The following is a 23,041-nucleotide window of genomic DNA, read 5'->3' as shown; positions in this document are numbered from 1 at the left end:
TTGCGAAGCGGCAGGTTGGGGGCGCTCAAAACACGTGCCGGACGCCGAGCGTCGCCATCATCTGGCGCGTGCTGGTCGAGCGCGCGTACGCAAAGATCTGCGCATGCTCCGCATCGCCGGCCGCCTGCTGCACGATCACCGTCAGCGCGACGTCGGTGCGTTTCGACAGGTAGTAATCGGCCTGCAGGTTCACCTGGTGCCATTTCGGCCGCTTGTCGATCACGTCGTACTTGCCGTTCGTGAACGCATACGCGGCGCCGAGAAAGAGCTGCGGCGTCATCGTGTAGACGACGTTCACGCCGAGGTTCTGCAGGTGCAGGTGCGTATTGTCGAGGTAATCGTAGCGCACGTCGGTAAACATCGCGGCGAACTGCGCGCGGCCGATCGTGTAGAAGCCGCCGGTGCCTGCAATCCGCTGCCGGCTCGCATATGCGGCCGGCGACATCGCGCTCTTGCTGAAGATCAGCAGCGGTGACGCATAGTCGTTCGCGATCGCACCGTCCTGGTTCGTCGCGCTGTACGGATGGTTGTATTGCGCATAGACCGCGCTCCAGCGCAGCGGGCCCTGCTCGTAGCCGAGCCCGAAGCTGTACGCGCTGTTGTTCGCGAAGCCCGTCGCATTGCTGAAGCCGTACAGCGCGGTGAATTTCAGGCCGTAGTAGACGGGGCTCACGTACTTCACCGAGTTCTGCACGCGGATGTCGTTGTAGCCGTTGTCGTTGTCGCCGATGTTCACGCCGTTGCTCGCGATGATCACGGGCCCGATGTAGTCGTGGATCGCGTCGTACTGGCGGCCGAACGTCAGCGAGCCGTAGGTGCGGTCGGCCAGGCCGACGTAGGCCATGCGCCCGAATTCACGGCCGTTCTGCGCGGCCGTGCCCGTCATCACGTTGAAGCCGTTCTCGAGCTGGAAGATCGCGGACAGCCCCTGCCCGAGATCCTCCTTGCCTTTCAGCCCCCAGCGCGGGTTCTGGTTCGTGCCGGACAGCGCCTGCCAGGCGTTCTTGCCGCCCTGGTTCGTCGCGAACCCGACGCCGGCCGAGATGAGACCGTACAGCGTGATGCTGCTTTGCGCACAGGCATGGGTCGCGAAGGCGCCGAGCATCGCGAGCGGGGCGAGCTTGTAGAGAGTTTTCATGCGGGTCGTGTGATCGGTGGTGGTCCAGGCGCGGCAGGGTTCCGCGAAACTGGACTCGACTATACGAACCCGGATCGGATAATAAAAGTTTGCTTTTATTATGGTTCAATAAAACGGATTTATTCTCATCTACATGTATCCCCACGCCAGGCGAACCGGCGGTCAATCCGCCGTGTCGCCCCCCTTCGGCACCTTCGACCATGCCTTGTGCCCCGGCATCGGCGACCAGGCCGGGCGGGCCTTGCGCGCGCTGTCGATCACGACCAGGTAGCGGCCCGCGATCGGCGTGATGTCGCGGTCGCGCCGCAACACCCACAGTGACTTGCCGGCTTCGACGCGCGCCTGGTAGTCGTCGTCGAGCAGGCCATGCCGGTCGAAGAACGTGTTCAGCGACGCGGGAATCCGCACGCAGCCCTTCGAGTGCCGGATGCCGAGCAGCGGTTCGAGGCGGTCGGGGTCGGTCGCATGCATCTGGAAGCGCATCGGCGACACGCCGCCCTTGCCCCAGCCGCGCTCGCCGTCCACCCAGCCGAAGTCGTAGATGCGCATGTCGCGACGGCCGTAGCCGCGGATGCCGTTCTCGTTCGTCGTGCCTTCCGCGCGGAAATCCATGTTGTCGGGCGAGTGATGGAACACGCCGAGCGGCGTCAGGAAATGGTCGTACTTGCCCGGCAGCCCGGTGCCGACCGGCGAAGCGCCGATCATCATCCAGGCGTTGGCCGGCGTTGCACGGAAATAGATGAAGAGCGCCTGCACGTTCGGTGCGCGGTCGACCATCGCGACATATTCGCCGGCGAGGTCGCCGAGGTCCGCCTCGGTGAGAGCCTTCTGGAGCCGCTCGCCGTACGCGCGCTGCTCGCTCGCGGGCACGTTCAGGCGGCGTGTGACTTCCTGCGTGAAGCGCTTGCGCATGTCGATCGCGCGCGCCGTCGCGTTCTGTGCTTCGTCGGCCGACAGCGGCGGATGGCGACGCGGCGGGGTTGGCGCGGGCGGCTCGGCCTCGCTGGCAGGCGTCGCGGATGCGGCCGACGCGGGCGCTGCAGCGGACGCGCCGGATGCCGCAGACGCGGCCGAGGCACCCGATGCCGCGCTGGCAGGCTCTGCACGATGCGCATGTGACGCGGCAGGCGCCGGCTGCGCGGTCGACGCACCTGATGAAGCATGGGCGGACGAATCCGGATGCGCACGTAAAGCCGCCGACGCGGGCGACGCAACCGATGAGGATGACGTAGCTGCGGACGACGGCGTGTCGGACGCGGCAAAGGCGGGCCGCACCGCGAGAACGGAAACCGGCAGCGCGACCGCGAACCACGCGGACACGGCAACTGCGCGGGCAAGACAACGCGGCTTCGCAAAGTGCCGCGTCAAGCGGGAAAGCATCATACGTTCGAAGCCATCGGCCGATCCGGCCGCCGCATGGTGCTGCTGCGAGCGGCGCATCTTCCGCGCGAGCCATCGACACGTCCGGCACACCGTGTGCGCCCGGCGCCGACGCCTCTTCGCGGCGGAGCCGTTCGCTGATGCAACGCGTGCGGTCCGATGGCGGCTAATGAGTCGTCAGGCCCTTCATTTTACGCGTCGGCGCGCGATCCGGCAGCGGCAAAAGTCGTGGTTTTACGTGAGATTTGCGCTTCGTCACGCTTTGTTTCAACTCGTTGCCGTTTTCGGCTTCGTTGCGTGGCACGCTTGAAAGTTGGGCCGTTCGGCGCGCTTGCCCGGGTTGCCGGTTCGCTTGAGATGAAACGATGCTCCGGTCCAATCGATTCGGATACCAAATCATGATGGCGATGCGGATTTCCTGCCCGAACCGCATCGCACGCATGCCGCACGAACCATGCGGCACGCGTGCGCAACTTTCGACTACTTCGAGATGGTTTCCAGCGCGATGCCTTTCGTGCGCGGCCCCATGAGCCCGATCGCGGCCATCACCACCACCATCGCACCCGCGATGAACGAGAACACGCCGAACGTGCCGAAGCCTCGCAGCACGGCCGCGATCACGAACGACGAGAAGATCGCCGAGAAGCGGCTCCACGAATAGACGAAGCCGACGGCCCGTGCGCGGATCGACGTCGGGAACAGCTCGGCCTGATACGCGTGGAAGCTGTACGACATGATGTTGCTCGCGAGCGTGAGGCCGATGCCGAGCACGATCAGGAATGCGCCCACCGTCGTCTGGCTGAACAGCAGCCCGCAGACGACGATCGCCGCCGCCATCGCGACGATCACCGACTTGCGCTCGAAGCGGTCGGCGATCACGAGGCCGATCAGCGGGCCGATCGGCGCCGCGAGCGCGATCACGCTCGAATACATCAGGCTCGACGTGATCGTGATGCCCTGCTTGATCAGCAGCGTCGGCACCCAGTTCGCGAAGCCGTAGAAGCCGACCGTCTGGAACACGTTGAAGATCGTCATCATGATCGTGCGGCTGCGATACGGCGGCACCCACATGTCGCGGAAGCTGCCGCGCGGCGGCACGGGTTCCGCCGGCGCCGGCGTCGGCAGCGGCCGGCCGTACTCGGCCTCGACCTTCGCCTCGAGCGCGCGCATGATGCGGTCGGCTTCTTCGACGCGCCCCTGCTGCGCGAGCCAGCGCGGGCTTTCCGGCAGTTCGCGGCGAATCCACCACACGAACAGCGCGCCGTGCGCGCCGATCAGCACGACCCAGCGCCAGCCGTCGAGCCCGAACGGCGCGTGCGGCACGAGCAGGTAAGCGAGGAACGCGACCACCGGCACCGCGACGAACCCGACCGCCTGCTCGCACGCGAACGCACGGCCACGGATCTGCTTCGGCACGAGTTCGGAGATGTACGTGCCGATCGTCACCATCTCGACGCCGAGCCCGAGACCGACGACGAAGCGCCAGAAGTTCAGCCCGGCCGCTGTGTCCTGGAACGCCATCACGATGTTGGCGGCCGTGTACCACAGCAGCGACCACGTGAAGATCGCACGGCGGCCGAAGCGGTCGGCGAGGAAACCGCACGCGATCGTGCCAATGAAGAGCCCGGAGAACAGCGCGGCGATGAAGCTCGCGACGCCCGTGGTGCCGAACAGGCCGTGCGTCGTCGCTGACAGGATGCCGCTTTTTACAAGGCCGGGCGCGACGTAGCCGCTGTACAGCAGGTCGTAGAGTTCGAAGAAGAAACCGAGGCTCAGCAGGACGACGAGCTTCCAGACGCTGCGGGTGGGCGGCAGGCGGTCGAGGCGGGCCGAGATGGAGCCGGGGTCGATGGAGGGGGATTGGGCTGCTGCCTGCGGAAGGCTGTCCGTTGAGGCCATCTTGGGCGCGTCTCCTGGTCGTGTCGTGTTGTGTGTTGTTGTCCGGCGACCGTCGAGCCGCCGTCGGGCGAATCGCTGCATTGTACCGGCACGCCCGTCCGTCGCACGTGCGGGCCGGCAGGCCGGCCGCGCGGCCGGCGCCCGAACGGTTCGGACACCCCATTTTCGCGCCGGATAATGTGTAAATTGCGTAACCGTATGTCGGGCGCGGACAGCATGCCGGACCGGCCCTGCGGCGCCGCCCGCCCCGCCGCGCTGGCGGCACCGGCCCGGCGGTACGGGCCTGCCGCACGGTTTCGCGCGGACGCGCACTACAGGTTTCGTCGCAAACGGGGTACGCAATCGGTACAACCACGCGTTCCGCGCCCCGGTAACATGCTACCGGGCCAACTACCGGCTTCCGGCTGCCTTTCGGCACCCGGCATTGTCGGCAAATCGTAAGCATTCCATGTCCATACAACGACTATCCACGTACGCCCGCCGGATCGCGCTGATCGTGCTGCTGCAGTTCGCGGTGATCGCGCCCGCGTCGGCATTGACGGATGCCGCCTCCGCTCCCGTCGCGAGCGGCGTCGGCGCAACCGTGCCCGCCATCTCGCTGACCGACGCCATCGCGCAGCTCAAGCAGATGCAGGCCGAGCTGGACCGCATCAAGCAGCAGACCTCGACCGCGTCCAACAGCAAGGAGCTGGACGGGCTCGACGATTCCGCGCAGGAACTGAGCGCCGATGTCGCGAAACTGCAAGGCGATCTCACGCCGCAGCGTGCACAGATCCAGGCGCAACTCGACGTGCTCGGCCCGCCGCCTGCCGCGGGCGCCGCGCCGGAAACGCCGGCCGTCGCCAGGCAGCGGGTCACGCTGAACGCGCGCAAGACCCAGATCGACGCCGCGCTGAAGCAGGCCGCCGACCAGAAAGCCAGCCTCACGAACCTGGCCGAGCAGTTCGCGAAGCTGCATCGCGGCCTGCTGAGAAACCAGCTCGCGTTTCGTTCGGGCGGCATTTTCAGTGCGCAGTTCTGGCTGCCGCTGTTCCATCTTCCGACGGACGACGTCCAGCGGCTCGACGACTTCTACGACGAACTGCGCGACATGCTGCACTCGTCGTGGGTACCCGGGCAACGGGCGATCACCTCGCTGCTGCTGATCGCCGCGCTTGCGGCGTGGATCGGCGGCCGCCGGCTGATCGAGCGCGGGCTCGCATGGGTCGCGCTGAGCCGGCTGCCGCCCACCCGCCTGCGCCGCAGCGCGCTGGCGCTGTCGACCGCGCTGTCGACGTTCCTGGCGACGGCCATCGCCATTCAGATCCTCTACCTCGCCGTCGCGCGCCACTACGAGCTCACGCCGTCGCTGACCGACCTGTGGGACCAGTTCGCGAAACTCGCGGCGACCTGCGCGCTGATCGCAGGGCTCGGCCGCGCCCTGCTCTGCACGAAGCATCCGTCGTGGCGCCTGCCCGCGCTCGCCGATCCCGTCGCGCTCGCGATGAAGCCGTTCCCCGCCATCCTGGCTGCGCTGCTGCTGGTGTCCGGCACGCTCGAATCGATCAACCGGATCGTCGACACCAGCCTGTCGGTCACGCTGTTCGGCCGCGGCATCGTATCGCTCGTTGTCGCGCTGACGGTCGGCGCGTCGCTGCTGCGCGCGAACCGCGCGCGCAGCGCACTCGCGGCGGCAGGCGAGGCGCCCGAGCAGCGCTCGACGCTCGCGGGGCTGATCCATGCCGGCGTCACGCTGGCGATCGTCGCGTCGCTGATCGCACTCCTGATCGGTTACATCACGGTCGCACGCTTCATCACGTACGAGCTCGTGTGGTTCGAGATCGTGCTGTGCACGACCTACATCCTGATCCAGTTGACGCGCGACGCGAGCGAAAGCCTGTTCTCGTCGAGCCTGTCGACGGGTCAGCAGATCAAGCACCTGTTCGCGCTCGAGGATCGCCACCTCGACCAGGCGCGCACGGTGCTGTCCGGCTTCGGCACGAGCCTGCTGATGCTGATCGCGGCGATCGCGCTGATGACGGGCGGCTTCGGCACGACGCCGGGCGACCTGCTGGACAGCGCGATCGCGATGATCGGCAGCCAGCGGCTGCAGAGCCTGAACATCATGCCCGACCGGATCCTGAACGCGGTGATCGGGTTCGCGATCGGCTTCTACCTGCTGCGCTCGCTGCGCCGCTGGCTCGACAGCGAGTTCATGCCCGCGCTCGGCATGGATACGGGCATGCGCGTGTCGCTGATCACGCTGTTCACCAACGTCGGCTACGTGCTGCTCGTACTGATGACGCTCGGGCTGCTCGGCGTCCGGTGGAACAACCTCGCGTGGATCGTCAGCGCGTTGTCGGTCGGTATCGGCTTCGGCCTGCAGGAGATCGTGAAGAACTTCGTGTCGGGGCTGATCCTGCTGACCGAGCGCCCGGTAAAGGTGGGCGACATGGTCAGCATCGCGGGCGTCGAAGGCGACATCCGTCGCATCAACGTGCGGGCGACCGAGATCCAGCTCAGCGACCGCTCGACCGTGATCGTGCCGAATTCGCAGCTGATCTCGCAGAACGTGCGCAACGTCACGATGGGCAACAGCACGCAGGGCGTCGCGACGCTGGTGCTGACGTTCCCGCTGAACACCGATCCCGAGCAGGTGCGCGACCTGCTGCTCGACGCGTATCGCGAGCATCAGGCGATTCTCGAAAAGCCGGCGCCGTCGGTGACGTTCAGCCAGCTCACGCCGGACGGGATCACGCTGAGCGTGACGGGCTACGTGTCGAGCCCGCGGATCGCGAGTTCGACCAAGAGCGATCTGCTGTTCGAGATCCTCAAGCAGTTGCGCGCGGCGGGAATCACGCTGTCGACCCCGCAGATGCTGGTCGTGCAGAACATGCCGGCGGCGGAGAAATAAGTACCGCCCGGGCGGGCTTGCCGTCGACGATGCATCCACCTGCCCCGAAACACAAAGGGCCGGCTACCGCTTCCGCGGCAACCGGCCCTTTTCGTTCGTACGCGGCGCCCTCCGGGGCGCCCCGCATCACACGTCGAACTTCACACCCTGCGCCAGCGGCAGTTGCCGGCTGTAGTTGATCGTATTCGTCGCGCGACGCATATACGCCTTCCACGCATCCGAACCCGACTCGCGGCCACCGCCCGTTTCCTTTTCACCGCCGAACGCGCCGCCGATTTCCGCGCCGCTCGTGCCGATGTTCACGTTGACGATCCCGCAATCGCTGCCGGCCGCCGACATGAACTGCTCGGCTTCACGCATGTCGTTCGTGAAGATCGCCGACGACAGGCCTTGCGGCACCGCGTTGTGCAGCTCGACCGCATCGTCGAAGTTGTCGTAGATCATCACGTACAGGATCGGCGCGAACGTCTCGCGCTCGACCACCGCCGATTGCTTCGGCATCCGCACGATGGCCGGACGCACGTAGTACGCATCCGCGTGACCGACGTCGACGCGCTCGCCGCCCTTCACTTCGCCGCCCTGCTCGCGCGCATCGCCCAGCGCCTTCTGCATCGCGTCGAACGACGCACGATCGACCAGCGGGCCGACCAGCGTGCCTTCTTCGAGCGGGTTGCCGACCTTCACCGACGTGTACGCCTTCTCGATGCGCGGCAGCAGTTGTTCGACCAGGCTGCGATGCACGATCAGGCGGCGCAGCGTCGTGCAACGCTGGCCGGCCGTGCCGACCGCCGCGAACGTGACGGCACGCACGACGAGATCCAGATCCGCGCTCGGCGCGACGATCATCCCGTTGTTGCCGCCGAGTTCGAGGATGCCGCGCGCGAGACGCTGGCTCAGCACCTTCGCGACTTCCTGGCCCATCCGCACGCTGCCCGTCGCACTGACGACCGGCACCTTCTTCGACGCCGTCAGCACCTCGCCGACATCGCGCATGCCGAGCACCAGCTGGCTCAGCTCCGCCGGCGCGACGCCCGGATGCGTCTTCTCGAATTCGCGAATCGCCTTCTGCAGCAGCACGTGACACGCAATCGCGGTAAGCGGCGTCTTCTCGGACGGCTTCCACACGACCGAATCGCCGCACACGAACGCGAGCGCCGCATTCCACGCCCACACGGCAACCGGGAAGTTGAACGCCGAAATCACGCCGCACACGCCGATCGGGTGCCACGTTTCCATCATCCGGTGGCCCGGGCGCTCGGACGCGATCGTCAGGCCGTAGAGCTGGCGCGACAGGCCGACTGCGAAATCGCAGATGTCGATCATTTCCTGCACTTCGCCGAGGCCTTCCGACGTGATCTTGCCGGCTTCGAGCGTGACGAGGCGACCGAGTTCGGCCTTGTGCTCGCGCAGCACGTTGCCGAACACGCGCACGAGTTCGCCGCGCACCGGCGCCGGCACCGTGCGCCACTTGAGGAATGCGTCGTGCGCAGCGTCGATCTTGCGTTCTGCGTCGGCCGGCGTGTCGACGGCCAGCGTCGCGAGCGTCGCGCCGTCGAGCGGCGAACGCGCGGTCAGCGCATTGCCTTTCCACTGGGCGAGATCGATATCGAGCGCGGCAAGAATGTCGTTGAATTGCATCACTTCCTCTTCAGGGACAGATTGATCGGTGCGGCGGCAGCGCCGCCCGCGTGATTCGATTGGAGCGCGTTCGCGCGCCCGGTGCAAGCGGATGCGCCGCGTGGCGGGCCCGGTGCGCCGGACGGCGCATCGCGCTGCGCCGCCGCCGGAAGCCCGGCCGGACGGCGCGCCCCGGCCTCGCGAGGCACGATCCATGAAACACATTGTCGGTGGCCACAAGTCGGGCCGCTATTGATATTAACTCACGACTTCATTCCCAAAACGCAACAACTCGACAAGTCAGAACCGTACGTTTTCGTGCCGATTCGGGACGTTTCCAAAGCCCGAAGCCGGGCGAGCGGACATGTCGCAAAGCGGTGCAGGTTGATGACAAACCTGCATCACCCTGTTCGGAAATATCGTTTGCCGCCCGTGCATCGGGCACACACAATCGGTGCGACGTCGAGATGCAACGCACCCGGCGCGCCGCCGGCCGCCACTACGGCAGCCGGACGACCGACGAAGGCGACACGCACCGCGGCCCGGCTCACCGGGCCCGTTTCGCACCGTATCACCGCTGCCCGGCCCGCGCCCGGCAACGCGTCGCGCTTCGTCACCGAAAAAACAATCCCGGAGACAGCGCCCAGCGCACGCCATGCATTCAGATGCCCGCCCCGATTCGTCCCGCCCGTCCGACTCGCCGCCCGCGAAGCCGTCCCTTCACCGTGCGCTGCAAGCCCGCCATCTGCGCATGATCGCGATCGGCGGCTCGATCGGCACGGGCCTGTTCGTCGCGTCCGGTGCGTCGATCTCGCAGGCCGGCCCCGGCGGCGCGATGATCGCGTACATGGTGATCGGCCTGATGGTCTACTTCCTGATGACGAGCCTCGGTGAAATGGCTGCGTTCATGCCGGTATCGGGCTCGTTCGCGACCTACGGCGCGAAATTCGTCGACGAAGGCTTCGGCTTCGCGCTCGGCTGGAACTACTGGTACAGCTGGGCCGTGACACTCGCGGTGGAGCTCGTCGCCGCGCAGCTCGTGATGAACTACTGGTTCCCGCATGTGCCGGGCGTGTGGTGGAGCGCGCTGTTCCTCACCTTGATCTTCGCGCTCAACGCGCTGTCGGTCCGCGGCTTCGGCGAAGCCGAATACTGGTTCGCGCTGATCAAGGTGCTGACGGTGCTCGCGTTCGTCGGCGTCGGCCTGCTGATGATCTTCGGGATCATGCAGGGCGGCCCGAGCGCCGGCTGGAGCAACTTCACGATCGGCGACGCGCCGTTCGCGGGCGGCTGGGCAACGATGCTCGGCGTCGCGATGATCGCGGGCTTCTCGTTCCAGGGCACCGAAATGATCGGCGTCGCGGCCGGCGAATCGGAGAACCCGCGCACGACGATCCCGCGCGCGGTGAGCCAGATCTTCTGGCGGATCCTGCTGTTCTACGTGCTTGCGATCTTCGTGATCGGCGTGCTGGTTCCCTATACCGACCCGAGCCTGCTGAAGAGCGACGTGACCGACATCGGCGTGAGCCCGTTCACGCTGGTGTTCCGCCACGCGGGTCTTGCGTTCGCGGCCGGCGTGATGAACGCGGTGATCCTGACGGCCGTGCTGTCGGCCGGCAACTCGGGCATGTATGCGTCGACGCGGATGCTCTACAACCTCGCGGTCGAAGGCCGCGCGCCGAAGCTGTTCGCGAAGCTGTCGCCGGGCGGCGTGCCGCGCAACGCGCTGTACGCGACCACCGCCGTCGGGGCGCTGTGCTTCCTTACGTCGCTGTACGGCGACAAGACCGTGTACCTGTGGCTGCTGAACACGTCGGGCATGGCCGGCTTCATCACGTGGCTCGGCATCGCGGTCAGCCATTACCGCTTCCGCAAGGGCTTCCTGAAGCAGGGCTACCGGCTCGACCAGTTGCCGTACCGGTCGAAGTGGTTTCCGTTCGGCCCGCTGTTCGCGTTCGCACTGTGCGCGGTCGTCGCGCTCGGCCAGGACTACCAGGCGTTCCTCGCCGACAAGATCGACTGGGTCGGCATCGCCGCGACCTACATCGGCCTGCCGTTCTTCCTCGTGATCTGGCTCGGCTATGCGCTCGTGCGCAAATGCCGTCTGGTACGTTACGAAGACATGGAAATCGCGCCGTGGATCGAACGCAACGTGACGCCCGAAGCCGCGCCGCAGGCCGAAACCGGCTACGCGGGCTACGCCGCCCGCCCGGCCAACCCGACGCCGGGCACCTGAAGCCGGAAACCTGAAGCCTGTCGTCACCCGGCGCGCCGTCAGCCGCCCCGTCGCGGCGGCCGGCGCACCGACAATCCCCATTCGACGCGGCGCGCGCGTTCAGGCAAGATCGACGCGCCGTCCGTTTTTCCGCCGTTACGAGTCACCGAATCGCATGCAGAACTTCTACGAAGCCACCGTTACCCGCCAGCCCTACCCGCAACTGACCGGCGCGATCGACACGCAGGTCTGCATCGTCGGCGGCGGCCTCGCCGGCCTGTGTACGGCGCTCGGCCTCGTCGAGCGTGGTGTCCATGACGTCGTCGTGCTCGACAGCGAACGGGTCGGCTTCGGCGCGTCGGGCCGCAACGGCGGCTTCGTGTTCGGCGGCTACAGCCTCGACAACGCCGACCTGCTGCGCACGCTCGGCCGCGACGAAGGGCGCCGGCTGTACCGGCTCACCGTCGACGCGGTCGACCTGATCCGCACGCGGATCGCCCGCTACGGGATCGACTGCGACATCGTCGACCAGGGCGTGATGCTCGCGAACTGGTTCGACGATCCGTCGCGGCTCGACAGCGTGCGCACGCTGATGAAGACCGAACTCGGCGTCGACTGGGAGCCCGTCCCGACCAACGCACTGCGCGAACGATTGAAGACGCAGCGCTATTACGGCGGCCTGTTCGAGCCGAACGCCTTCCACTTCCATCCGCTCAAGTACGTGATCGGCGTCGCCGCAGCCGCATCGCGCGGCGGTGCGCGCGTTTATGAACGCTCGGCCGCGCTCGGCATCGCGCGCGAAGGCGCCGGCTACGTCGTGCGCACGGCGCAGGGCACGGTGCGCGCGAAGGACGTCGTGTTCGCCGGCGGCGGCTACGCCCGCGGCGTGTCGCCGCGCATCGAGCGCGCGGTGCTGCCGATCGCGACCTACGTGATCGCGACCGAACCGCTCGGCACGCGCCTGCCCGACGCAATCGACGCGCCGTACGCGATCTACGACACGCGTTTCGCGTTCGACTACTACCGCCCGCTGAAAGACACGCGGATCCTGTGGGGCGGCCGGATCTCGGTGCTCGACCGCGGCCCCGACGCGATCGCCCGGCTGCTGCGGCGCGACCTGCTGCGCGTGTATCCGCAACTGGAAGGCGTGAAGGTCGACTACGCGTGGGGCGGGCTGATGAGCTACGCACGGCACAAGATGCCGCAGATCGGCCGCGATGCGGACGGCGTGTGGCACGCGATCGCGTTCGGCGGCCACGGGATGGCGCCGACCACGGTGGCCGGCGAAGCGCTCGCCGCCGCGCTGGCCGAAGGCCGGCCGGTGCCGGACGGCTTCGCCGCGTTCGGGCTCACGCGCACGTTCGGGCTGGCCGGCCTCGCCGCCGCGCAGCTCACGTACACCGCATACCAGGCCCGCGACGCGCTCGCATCCTGCCGCCGCTGAGCGGCCGCGGCGGCGGAAACGGCCGCGCCGGACGGCCTTGCCGATTAGAGCGGAAGGTCGGCCGGGCGGGGATTTCCCGCATGCTAGAATGCCTTTTCCAAGCCGCCGCGAACCCACAACAAAGTCACATGAAAGCAGGAAGCAAGGCCGCCACGTCCGACACCCGCGCGCTTGCGTCCGATGCGCGGCGTAAATACGATCCCGAGCAAACCAAGCGCAACATCCTCGATGTCGCCACGCAGGAATTCTCCGCGATGGGCCTCGCCGGTGCGCGCGTCGACGCGATCGCCGAGCGCACGAACACGACGAAGCGGATGCTCTACTACTACTTCGAAAGCAAGGAAGGCCTGTACGAGGCCGTGCTGGAGAAGGTGTACGGCGATATCCGCGCGCTCGAGCAGGAACTGCACATCGGCGACATGGAGCCGCGCGAAGGCATGCGCCGCCTCGTCGAATTCACGTTCGACTATCACGACAAGCATCGCGACTTCGTCCGCCTCGTGTCGATCGAGAACATCCACGGCGCGAAGTACCTCGAACAGCTCAAGTCGTTCAAGAACCGCAACGTCAGCATCATCAAGACGCTCGAGGAACTGGTCGAGCGCGGTGCGGCCAGCGGTGCGTTCCGCAAGGACATCGACGCATTCGACCTGCACCTGCTGATCAGCTCGTTCTGCTTCCACCGCGTGTCGAACCGCTATACGTTCGGCGCCGCGTTCGGCCGCGATCCGTCGGCGCCGCGCCTGCGCGCACGCCATCGCGACACGATCGCCGACGCCGTGCTGCGCTACGTCGCCGCATAAGCGGCGGCAACCACCTCCGGCCAGGGCACGAACCCTTCGTGCCCCGCGCACTTCCATGCATCAGTCCGTCGGTGCGGTCGACGCCAGCGCGATCCGCGCCTTCTCTTCCGGGCTGCCCGCCACGTAATACTTCTTCGCCCAGCTTGAATCGGGTGCAAGCGCGAGCCGCGCATGCGCGCCCGTGCCGGCATCCGTGCCGTGCGCCTTCGCATTGATCGCCAGCGCCCGTGCGCGGTAATGCTCGTAGAGCCGCAGGAATTCCGCGAGATAGATCGCCGCGATCCGCTTGTCGCGAATCTCGAGCAGGTTCTCGTCGTTGTACTGCTCCGAATTGCGGCTCATGTTCGCCGAGCCCGTATAGACGACCGGATTCGCGCCTTCCGCATCGATCACGATGAACTTGTGGTGGATCACGACGGGCGGAAACGCCGGCGCCGGCTCGCCCGGAAAGAGCCGCAGCTCGGGCTCGAAACCCTGCGGCACGGTGGCCGGCGAGAAATACGACGCATCGATCACGTCGTGGTTGTCGCGGCTGCGGTGGTACAGCTCGAGGTTCGCGAGCGTCGCCGCATCGAGCGTCTGGCCGGCCTGCCGGGCGGCATCGGCCTTCGTCGCGCTGCCGACGTTGATCTTGTTCACGAGGCCGAACATCATCAGCCCGCGGTCGCCGGCCGCGAAGCAGGCGTCGCGCAGCGCCGCGTCGGTCGGCATGAACAGGCAGAACGACACCGAATGCTTCGCGGCCGCAATCGCGGCGACGATCGTATCGATCTCGGTACGCTGCCCCGCCGGCTCCGGCGAGTACGCGACGCGCACCTGCGCGCTGCCGATCGTCATCGGCCCGGACCAGCCCGACGTCAGCTTCGCCGTCTCCGCGATCGACGGATTCCCGGCCAGCGCATGCGCGCGGTCGTTGTACAGCGCCGCGAGCGCGGGCGAGTCGAACGCGTGCAGCACGTTGGCCTGCTCGGTCAGCCCCTCGGTCGTGAAGTTCGCGGAACCGGTCAGCACGCGCGCGGGCGTCGGGTTCGACGGCGCATCGGTCACGATGAACTTGTCGTGCATGATGTGCGTCTTGTCGCGCGGCGCGAGCGTCGCGAGGCCCTGCAGCGCGTCGACGGCCGGCTGGTTCGGCGACGGCAGCGGCGGCTTGCCCTTGCGCGCCGTCGTGTGCGCGTCGTAGACGATCGCAAGCGACGCTTCACCATGCTTGCGCCCGAACGCTTCGAAGGCGGGCAGCGCCCACCGCGTGTCGGTCAGGTGATAGACGGCCGACGCCGCGCGCGATGCGGGGTCGAGCATCTCCGCGAACACCTGCTCCATGTCGTTCGCGAGCCACGTGCGCAGCTTCAGCGCCTGTGCGTCGCTCGGCGCCTCGTTCGGCGCGAGCCCCAGCGCCGCGACCTGCTTCGCGAACGCCTGCGAGCTCACCACCGCGCGGTTGAACCACGTGCCGATGCCGTCCTCGATGTGCGCGGGCAGCACGATCTCGCATACGCCGCTTTCCGCGTCGAGCACCTGCAGGTTCGCCGGGGTGCCGACGACCGGATACACGTCGTAGCGGAACGATGCATCGCGGTCCTGAGGATCGATGCGCGCGTCCCACCACATGAATTTCTGGATCGGCGCCTGGTCGGTCGGCGCATCGCCCTGCGTGTCGGCTGCAGGGCCGTCGAACGTCAGGCGGTTGGGCAGCCAGCTGTCCGGTGCGCGCGTCTTGCCGTCGGCCGACCAGAAGCCCGGCGTGCGCCGGATCGCGAAGCCGAGGAAATCGGACCGCGACGCCGCATCGGGCCAGTCGAAGGCCAGCAGGACCAGGGTGGGGGAAAGATAGCTGCGCACGCTGACGGTCATTCGTTGCTCCCTGGCCTGGTGGCCGGTCGAGGTGAATGAGTCAGTGTCGACGGCGGTTCTTCCCGCCGGATGACGGTTCGGTGAACCTTGTATGTCGGACGCGCGTCAGTCGCAAACGAGCAGCTCGATCCCGCGCGCGGTCAGCGCACGGCGCACGGCCTTGTCGGGCGCGCGCTCGGTCACCAGATACCGGGCGGCGGCCGTGCCATTGATCCGCACCGGCGTCACGCGGCCGAATTTCGAATGGTCGGCGACGATGATCGCCGTGCCGGCCGCCGCGATCATGCGGCTGCGCACCTCGGCCGCGAGCCGCGAATAGTCGGTACATTCGCCGTCGGGCGTGATGCCGCCGGCGCCGACGAACGCGAAATCGACGTGGTATTGCGCGAGCTGGTGGATCGTGTCGAGCCCGAAGGTCGCGTCCTCGTCGTCGGACAGCTCGCCGCCGAGCAGCGTCACGCGGTTGCCGTTGCGCCGCGCGAGCACGAACGCGGTGCGCCAGTCGTTCGTGTAGATCGACAGCCGGTGCCGGTCGGCGAGTGCGAGCGCGACCGCGTGCGGCGTGCTGCCCGAATCGATCAGCACCGATGCATCGTCGGGCACGAATTCGGCCGCGCGCCGCCCGATCGTGCGCTTCGCTTCGGCGTTCGCCGCTTCGCGTTCGGACAGGCTCGGCTCGCGGCGGTCCGCGGCCAGTGCGCCGCCGTGCGTCATCACGAGCAGGCCGCGCGCGGCCAGCGCGTTCAGGTCGCGCCGCACCGTTTCGCGCGACACGTCGAGCGAACGGACGAGTTCCGCGACCGACAACGCGCCCGACCGTCCGAGCTCCGACAGGATGTATTGATGACGTTGTTCCGCCAGCATCGCGTGTGCGCCCGAGGCGACTGGTAATGGGTAAGCCGGCCATTGTATTACGGACGTTTGACGGCCATTTGACTGCGGCGGGAAACCCGGCCGGCCGGGTTTCACGAAAGCGAAATTCTGTATTGCCTGACGCGCGCGAATCCGCGCGGCGCCGGTTGCTACACTTTGCGCTTCGCCGAACGACCGACCAAGCAAAGGGGCTCGCGCCATGTATCGCAAAGGCAGTGTGATCGAAATCCAGTTTCCGCCGGAACGCCTCAACGACGCAGCCGGCGATCCGTACTGGATCGACCTGACGCTCGACGAAGCTCGCCGGCTCTACGAACAGCTCGCCGCGCGCTTCGCGACCGACGCGCGCGCCAACCAGCCGCTCGACACGTTCTCGATCGACTGATCCCCGCGGCTTCGCACCCGCCCGTGCCGCGTCATGCGGCGCGGCACCCGCCCCCTCCGCACCGCGCGACCGACGCGCAACGACCGCCGGCACGGTCCCGCACCGCGCGGCATGAGTGCAGGATTCGACAAGACGCCGGCACCGCTTCCCCCGATACTGGCCGACTTCCGGTTCTGTCCGGCCGCTTCGCGGCCCGTTACGCATGCTTACCTCGATCGTCGCCGCCGCTTTCGTCGCGCTCTGGTCCACCGGCTTCATCGTTGCGCGGGCAATCAAGCCCTACGCCGATCCCAACCTGTTCCTGCTCGCGCGCTTCGCGGGCACCGCCGCGCTGTTCGGCGTGGTCGCGCTGGTTGCGCGCGCGCCGTGGCCGGCCCGCCGCGAATGGCCGCGCCACCTGATCGCGGGCGCGCTGCTGCAAGGCGTCTATCTCGGCGCGAGCTACTGGGCCGTCGCGCAAGGATTGAACGCCGGCGTCATGGCGTTGCTCGGCGCGCTGCAGCCGCTCGCCACCGCCGTGCTTGCCGTCCCGCTGTTCAACGAGCGCCTGCCCCGGCGCGGCTGGTTCGGGATGGCGCTCGGGCTGGCCGGCGTCGCGCTCGTGCTGGCGCCGAAGGTCACGGGCGGCGTCGCGCCGCCGCCGGGCGCGGCGCCTGCCTGGCTCGTCATCGCCGTGTCGGTACTGGCGGTCGGGTCGATTACCGCCGGCTCGCTGTACCAGAAAGGCAAGCTCGCGCAGAGCGACCTGCGCACGGCGGTTGCCGTGCAGAACTTCGGCGCGGCGATCGTCGCGGCCGTCTTCGTCGCACTGCTTCATGAAACACGCTGGATCGGCGCGCCGGCGCTGTGGGTGTCGCTCGTGTGGGGCGTCGTGTTCCTGTCGGGCGGCGCGGTCACGATGCTGATGTGGATGCTGCGGCGCGGCAACGCGGCACGCGCGACGTCGTTGCTGTTCCTCGCGCCGCCGCTGGCCGCGCTGCAGGGCTACTGGCTGTTCGGCGAAACGCTCGCGGCGATCCAGCTCGCCGGCTTCGCGCTCGCGCTGGTGGGCGTCGTGCTCGCGCGGCGCTGACGCCGGCCAGCCGGCCCGCGCACCCGTCGAAAGGGCAAGCGCGAGTGCCCTTCGCGCAGCATCCTGCACCCGCCCGGCGCACCGTGCACCATGGCGATGCATCGCGTCTCGCCGAAGCAACGCGAAACCGCCGGATCGCACGCCCGGCGCGGCGCCCCGCCACGATTGCGCTTATGATGGGCGCCTTGCATTTCGTTCCGGAACTTCCTTCATGACATCCGCCGATTACGCCAGCCGCCAACGCGCGATCATTGCCGAACTGAACGTTGCCCCGCACTTCGACGCCGAGGCCGAGATCGCCCGCCGCGTCGATTTTCTCGCGCAATACCTGCGTTCGACCGGCCTGCGGACCTACGTGCTCGGCATCAGCGGCGGCGTCGATTCGTCGACGGCCGGCCGGCTCGCGCAACTGTCGGTCGAGCGCCTGCGCGCCGACGGCTACGATGCGCATTTCATCGCGATGCGCTTGCCGAACGGCGTGCAGAACGACGAAGCCGATGCCCAGCGCGCACTCGCGTTCGTGCGGGCGGACGAGGTGCTGACGGTCGACGTGAAGCCGGCCGCCGATGCGATGCTCGGCGCGCTGGCCGCCTCCGGCCACGTGTTCGATACGCCCGCGCAACAGGATTTCGTGCACGGCAACATCAAGGCGCGCGAGCGCATGATCGCGCAGTACGCGGTGGCGGGCGCGCAGCGCGGCATCGTGATCGGCACCGATCACGCCGCTGAATCGCTGATGGGTTTCTTCACGAAATTCGGCGACGGCGGCGCGGACATCCTGCCGCTCGCGGGCCTGAACAAGCGTCGCGTGCGCGCGGTCGCGCGTGCGCTCGGCGGCGAGGAACTGATCGTGATGAAGGTGCCGACGGCCGACCTCGAGGAGCTGCGCCCGCTGCGTCCCGACGAGCACGCCTACGGCGTCACCTACGACGAGATCGACGATTTCCTCGAAGGCAAGGCGGTCAGCGATCACGTGTACGAAACGGTGCTGCGCTTCCACGACGGTTCGCGCCACAAGCGCGCGCTGCCGTACACGATGTTCGACTGGCCGGCCGCGTAAGCCGGCCACCCGGATGGACATACCGCCGCGCGAGCCGTCACGGCTGCGCGCGGCGCACGGCGACGGGCACCGTTATGCGTGCCCGCCCGTCTTCTTCGCCTGCAGCGCACGAATCCGCATCCGCGCACCCGTATCACTGGCGGTCGTGTCGTACATCGTCGCGAGATCGCGCTTAAGCGCGGTACGCGAGCCACCGTCGAGATACACCATGTGTCCCGACGGATAGAAGCGCGCGGACAGGTTCTGCCGCACCTTCTGATCCTCGAGCGGCATCTGCTGCAGGTCTATCACGGTCTGGTAGAACGGCGTGACGAAATCGTAGAAGCCGTTCGCCGACAGCACTTTCAGGTCGACGTTCAGCGCCATCACCGCCGCGAGATCGCCGGCCGTATAGAGAATCACGTTCCCCTGTGCATCGATGCCCTGCTGCGCGCCGGTCGGGTCGATGTGGCTGAAATCCCAGTTCTGGAACGCCTGGTCGTTCAGGTCGGTGAACGCGGAATTCGACGTGAACTTCAGCTGCTCGTTCAGGTAGCTGTTCCACATCGCCGTATAGACACCCGTCACGGCCGTCATCGTCGGATCGTTGCCGCCCGAGTTCGGATCGATCTTGCCCGCGATGCCCGACGAGATCCCGGTCACGCGGCCGTCGTACGAGCCGAGCGCAAGCCCTTGCGCATGCAGCAGCGTCGTCAGGAACAGCGAATTGCCGCGCGCGTCGTAGCCCGCGATGTTGAGGCTCCACGACTGCAGCGTCGCCGTGTCGATGCCCGTGTACTGCGACAGTTTCTGCACGGTGGCCGGGTCCGCATGCGGGACCGTGCGCAGCGCGTTCAGGTAGTCGGTGCGCGCGAACTGCGCGACTTCCTCGACGAATGCGCCGAGATCGGTCGGCGCGGGCGTCACGCCGAGCTTCTTGTGATACCACGCGTCGGCCGCGGCGGTCGGCAGCGCGCCGACCGGGTTGCCGGCCTGCCGGTAGTCGAGGATCGACGACTGCAGCGTGACGCCGTTCAGGTCGACGCCGTCCTCGTGCAGCTTGTACGCGAGCACGCAGCTGCGCGCTGTGCCGTACGACTCGCCGAACAGGTATTTCGGCGAATTCCAGCGGTTGTTCTTCGTCAGGTAGCGCTTGATGAACTGCTTCAGCGAATCCGCATCCTGGTCGACGCCCCAGAAATTGCGGTTCTTGTTCGGCGCGACAGCCGCCGAATAGCCGGTGCCGACCGGGTTGATGAACACGAGATCGCTGTGGTCGATCATGCTGTCCGGGTTGTCTTCCATCTGATACGGCGCGGGCGGCGTGAACCCCGGCATCGACGTCTTGATGCGCTTCGGCGCGAACGAGCCGAGCAGCACGAACACCGACGACGAACCGGGCCCGCCGTTGTAGAAGAACGTCACGGGCCGCGTTTCCTCCTTCGCGCCGTCTGCCGTGAATGCGACGTAGAAGATCTTCGCGGCCGGCCGCGAACTGCTCGGGTCGACCGTCACGAGGTGGCCGGCCGTCGCCGTGTACGCGATGCGCTTGCCGTCGATCAGGATCGTGTGATGCGTGATCGCGGCCGCCTCGGTCGTGTCGGTCACCGAGTCGTCGGGGCCGTTGCCGTACGCGACCGGGTCGAAGAACGGCTGGTCGCGGCCGTGGCTCAGCGCGACCGGGTTGATGGTCGGCGGCACGCCATGCGAATTGTGGTCGCCGTGATGCAGCGGATACACGCCGCCGGAAGATGCGGAATCGATGCCCATCGTGCTGCTCCTGGAGGTGAAAAAAGACGCGGGCAGGACACCCGCGTCGAAGGAAAGGCGTGTGCCGGCGCGTCAGCTCGACGGCTTGCGTGCGAGGATCGCGGCGAGCTGCGTGCCGTTCGGGCTGCCGAGGCCCGTGCACGCGTCCCAGCCCGAAGCAGCCGCATAGGTGCCGTTCGATCCTTTCGTGATGTCGCGCAACGCACCCGGATTCTTGTACAGCACCGGATTGATCCAGCCGGCCGATGCGCCGGCCGCGGCATTGATCCGCGCAATCAGCGCGGCCCACAGCGGCGCGACCGCGCTCGTGCCGCCCATCACGGTAGCCGTGCCGGCGACCGATACCTCGTAGCCCGTCTGCGGCGAAGCATCGCCGGCCACGTCCGGCACGCCGCGCTTCGCAAGCGGCGTGCTGCTGCCGTCGGCGAGCGTGACGGTGAGCCCCTGCTGCCACGCCGGCAGGTCGAACAGCGTGCTGACGCCGCCGCCGCCCGCGCCGCCGCCGGCCGCCTCGTCGTTCCACGTGACCTCGCTGCGGATGCCCTGCCCGGGCAGCGCGTCGAGCTGCGTGCCGCCGCAGCCGAGCACGTACGGGCTCGATGCGGGGAAATCGACATGATCGGCGCCGTCCTGCAGCCCGTCGCCCGAGCCGCTGTCGCCCGATGCCGCGCACACGGTGATGCCCTGCGCGGCGGCCGCCTGCAGCACGCGGTTGAACGCCTGCGCCGATTGCGCCTGCCAGACGGCTTCCGGGCCGCCCCAACTGATCGAGATCACGGAAGGCTTGTTGGTCGTGTCGGTCACGGCCGCGTTCACGGCCTGGATGAAGCCCGCGTCGCTGTTCGACGCGAAGTAGACGGCGATTTTCGCGGCCGGCGCGATCGCGCCGGCGATCTCGATGTCGAGCGCGACTTCGCCGTCCGGCCCGTTCGGGTCGCCGGTCGGCGTATTGCGGCCGGTGCCGACGTTCACGTCGACGAGCGTCGGCGGCGTCGTGATGTCGAGCCCGCGGAAATACTGCTGGATGTCGGCCACACGATAGCCGCCGCCGAGTTCGACGATCGCGATGCATTGCCCGGCGCCGTCGCCGGCCGGGAAGCCGTACAGCGACGCCAGCTGGACCGGCGTGAACGTGACGCCCGCCGCGCCGCCGCGCGCCGGCCGGAACGGCGGACGCAGCCGGAAGTGCGGTCGCGCCTGCGGGCGGCTGTCGAGGCCGAGCACGGCCGTGACGGCATCGCCGAGATCGTCGGGCAGCGCGATCGGGCCCGAGCGGCCGCGATACTGGCCGATCGACTGGTGCTCGAAACGCTCGAGCTTGACGCCGAATGCGGCTTCGAATTGCTGGATCGTGCCGGACAGCACGACGACGCTCTCGACCGGATCGACGCGATCGACCGTGAGCTGGTGATGACGCGCGAAGTCCTCGGCCTTGCGAATGTCGTCGGGATTAGCGGAGAAACGCTGCGCGAATGCTTCGCGCGACAGCGGTTTCGCCTGCGCGTCGCCGGTGGCGAGCTGGTGGACCAACGTATCGAGTTGCCCTTCTTCCTGCCGCCGCAACATGATCGTGACGTGGATGCGTTCTGCCGGATCGCACGGGCCGAGGCACTTGGACTCGGCGACGATTCGGGATTCACGGTCGGCGTGAAGATGCCTTGCCATGTTCAGACCCTCCTTGGTACCGCGTTGCACGGAACAGCCAGGAAATCGGACATAGCCGGCGGAAGTCGGTTCCGTTCGGTCAGTCGGTTCGCGCTTGCGCGGAGTTAAGGGAAGTTTAGAACAGTCAGACGATTTGCGCGCATGCCCTTCTGCAGCAAGGCGCGCGCGTGAAGGCCGGCATTGCGCGCGGCCTGCGGCGGGCGTCGCATCGTTGCCGCGCGGCCCGTCGACCGTCGCGGCAGCGATGCGGCAGCCATGCTCAGTCCATCGACAGGCGCAGCGCGAAGCCGATCAGCGCCGCGGAGAACGTCCAGCGCTGCACGGTCTGCGCGAGCGGATGCGCACGCATCCACGCGGCGATGCGCGACGCGCCGAACACGCACGCGAGGTCGAAGCACACGCCGGCCGCGACCAGCAGCGCGCCGAGCTCGAACATCTGCCAGACGACCGGCCCGGCCGCCGGCCGCACGAACTGCGGCAGCAGCACCGAGCAGAACAGCAGCGCCTTCGGGTTCAGCAGGTTCGTCAGCAGCCCCTTCACGAACGACTGCCGCAGTTCGCCGGCGGCGGCCGCGTCGCCTTCGCCGAGTGCGAACACCGGCGAGCGGAACACCTGGATCGCGACATACGCGAGATACAGCGCGCCGCCGTAGCGGATCACTTCGTACAGCCACGGCGCGCTGCGGATCAGCGCCGCGACGCCGCATGCCGACAGCGTCACGTGCGCGGTACGAGCGAGCGACAGGCCGGCCGCCGCGGCCATCCCGGGCCGCACGCCACGGCCGATGCTGGTCTGCAGCACGAGCGCCATGTCGGGGCCCGGCACGGCGTAAATGGCCGCCAGCGCGGCGAGGTAAATCAACAGCAAATGCGTGGAAATCATGGTCTGCCCCCGTCCTTCAATGACGATATGTTGCCGCTGAAGGACGAGCGATTATTGGCCATCTTTGGCTTCGAATTGGCGATCCTTAGGGGAATCCGCCACAATAATGGA

At 67.7% G+C, this 23,041-nt stretch carries 17 protein-coding genes; 7 read left to right on the top strand and 10 right to left on the bottom strand.

Features of this window, described 5'->3' with window-relative positions:
- Window positions 1-25: 25 nt before the first annotated feature.
- The 4 genes from AC5LXK_RS18695 to AC5LXK_RS18680 all read right to left on the bottom strand — a co-directional run bounded on the left by AC5LXK_RS18695 (window position 26) and on the right by AC5LXK_RS18680 (window position 4,417).
- Entirely contained in the window at window positions 26-1,138 is a 1,113-nt protein-coding gene (locus AC5LXK_RS18695; RefSeq protein ID WP_493392959.1) for a porin, read from the bottom strand.
- 162 nt (window positions 1,139-1,300) lie between these two features.
- A complete protein-coding gene (locus AC5LXK_RS18690; protein ID WP_493392958.1) occupies window positions 1,301-2,578 on the bottom strand; it encodes a hypothetical protein in 1,278 nt (425 codons plus the stop codon).
- A 106-nt stretch (window positions 2,579-2,684) separates the two neighbouring features.
- Window positions 2,685-2,951, bottom strand: coding sequence for a hypothetical protein (locus tag AC5LXK_RS18685; RefSeq protein WP_493392957.1), 267 nt, complete (start codon window positions 2,949-2,951; stop codon window positions 2,685-2,687).
- Window positions 2,952-2,998: 47 nt separating this feature from the next.
- On the bottom strand, window positions 2,999-4,417 hold the full coding sequence (locus AC5LXK_RS18680) for an MFS transporter (protein ID WP_493392956.1): 1,419 nt from the start codon (window positions 4,415-4,417) through the stop codon (window positions 2,999-3,001).
- Between the two features lie 448 nt (window positions 4,418-4,865).
- Here AC5LXK_RS18680 and AC5LXK_RS18675 point away from each other — a divergent pair, with 448 nt between their 5' ends.
- Window positions 4,866-7,310 carry a DUF3772 domain-containing protein gene (locus tag AC5LXK_RS18675; protein ID WP_493392955.1) on the top strand — a complete coding sequence of 815 codons (2,445 nt, stop codon included), beginning with the start codon at window positions 4,866-4,868 and terminating at the stop codon, window positions 7,308-7,310.
- Window positions 7,311-7,436: 126 nt separating this feature from the next.
- On the opposite strand, the gene amaB is transcribed toward AC5LXK_RS18675, so the two are convergent.
- Complete coding sequence (gene amaB / locus AC5LXK_RS18670) at window positions 7,437-8,948, bottom strand: L-piperidine-6-carboxylate dehydrogenase (protein WP_493392954.1); 1,512 nt, start codon at window positions 8,946-8,948, stop codon at window positions 7,437-7,439.
- A gap of 634 nt (window positions 8,949-9,582) precedes the next feature.
- Here amaB and AC5LXK_RS18665 point away from each other — a divergent pair.
- From AC5LXK_RS18665 to AC5LXK_RS18655, 3 genes are all read left to right on the top strand, one after another.
- Window positions 9,583-11,163 (top strand): amino acid permease, encoded by a 1,581-nt coding sequence (locus AC5LXK_RS18665; RefSeq protein WP_493392953.1) that lies wholly within the window; start codon window positions 9,583-9,585, stop codon window positions 11,161-11,163.
- 154 nt (window positions 11,164-11,317) lie between these two features.
- Window positions 11,318-12,586: an NAD(P)/FAD-dependent oxidoreductase gene (locus AC5LXK_RS18660; RefSeq protein ID WP_493392952.1), complete on the top strand. Its 1,269-nt coding sequence runs from the start codon at window positions 11,318-11,320 to the stop codon at window positions 12,584-12,586.
- A 128-nt stretch (window positions 12,587-12,714) separates the two neighbouring features.
- Entirely contained in the window at window positions 12,715-13,389 is a 675-nt protein-coding gene (locus AC5LXK_RS18655; protein WP_493392951.1) for a TetR/AcrR family transcriptional regulator, read from the top strand.
- 60 nt (window positions 13,390-13,449) lie between these two features.
- Here AC5LXK_RS18655 and AC5LXK_RS18650 read toward each other — a convergent pair whose 3' ends face one another.
- Together AC5LXK_RS18650 and AC5LXK_RS18645 are read right to left on the bottom strand one after the other, a co-directional pair.
- A complete protein-coding gene (locus tag AC5LXK_RS18650; RefSeq protein WP_493392950.1) occupies window positions 13,450-15,243 on the bottom strand; it encodes a phospholipase D-like domain-containing protein in 1,794 nt (597 codons plus the stop codon).
- Between the two features lie 105 nt (window positions 15,244-15,348).
- Window positions 15,349-16,107, bottom strand: a complete 759-nt coding sequence (locus AC5LXK_RS18645; protein WP_059238924.1) for a DeoR/GlpR family DNA-binding transcription regulator — start codon at window positions 16,105-16,107, stop codon at window positions 15,349-15,351.
- A 208-nt stretch (window positions 16,108-16,315) separates the two neighbouring features.
- Here AC5LXK_RS18645 and AC5LXK_RS18640 point away from each other — a divergent pair, with 208 nt between their 5' ends.
- The 3 genes from AC5LXK_RS18640 (at window position 16,316) to nadE (ending at window position 18,633) form a co-directional block, all read left to right on the top strand.
- Window positions 16,316-16,501 (top strand): hypothetical protein, encoded by a 186-nt coding sequence (locus AC5LXK_RS18640; RefSeq protein WP_006480515.1) that lies wholly within the window; start codon window positions 16,316-16,318, stop codon window positions 16,499-16,501.
- 202 nt (window positions 16,502-16,703) lie between these two features.
- On the top strand, window positions 16,704-17,573 hold the full coding sequence (locus AC5LXK_RS18635) for a DMT family transporter (protein ID WP_493392949.1): 870 nt from the start codon (window positions 16,704-16,706) through the stop codon (window positions 17,571-17,573).
- Window positions 17,574-17,784: 211 nt separating this feature from the next.
- Window positions 17,785-18,633: an NAD(+) synthase gene (gene nadE, locus AC5LXK_RS18630; protein WP_493392948.1), complete on the top strand. Its 849-nt coding sequence runs from the start codon at window positions 17,785-17,787 to the stop codon at window positions 18,631-18,633.
- 72 nt (window positions 18,634-18,705) lie between these two features.
- Here the strand turns inward: nadE and AC5LXK_RS18625 are convergent, their stop codons facing one another.
- From AC5LXK_RS18625 to AC5LXK_RS18615, 3 genes are all read right to left on the bottom strand, one after another.
- A complete protein-coding gene (locus AC5LXK_RS18625; protein ID WP_493392947.1) occupies window positions 18,706-20,382 on the bottom strand; it encodes a S10 family peptidase in 1,677 nt (558 codons plus the stop codon).
- Between the two features lie 72 nt (window positions 20,383-20,454).
- Window positions 20,455-22,047 carry a S53 family peptidase gene (locus tag AC5LXK_RS18620; RefSeq protein WP_493392946.1) on the bottom strand — a complete coding sequence of 531 codons (1,593 nt, stop codon included), beginning with the start codon at window positions 22,045-22,047 and terminating at the stop codon, window positions 20,455-20,457.
- Window positions 22,048-22,306: 259 nt separating this feature from the next.
- Window positions 22,307-22,930: a LysE family translocator gene (locus tag AC5LXK_RS18615; protein WP_493392945.1), complete on the bottom strand. Its 624-nt coding sequence runs from the start codon at window positions 22,928-22,930 to the stop codon at window positions 22,307-22,309.
- Window positions 22,931-23,041: the final 111 nt, after the last annotated feature.

This window comes from Burkholderia pulmonis, assembly GCF_984667975.1.
The sequence above is the reverse complement of the archived record's forward strand: the minus strand, read 5'-3'. Positions and strand labels throughout refer to the sequence as shown.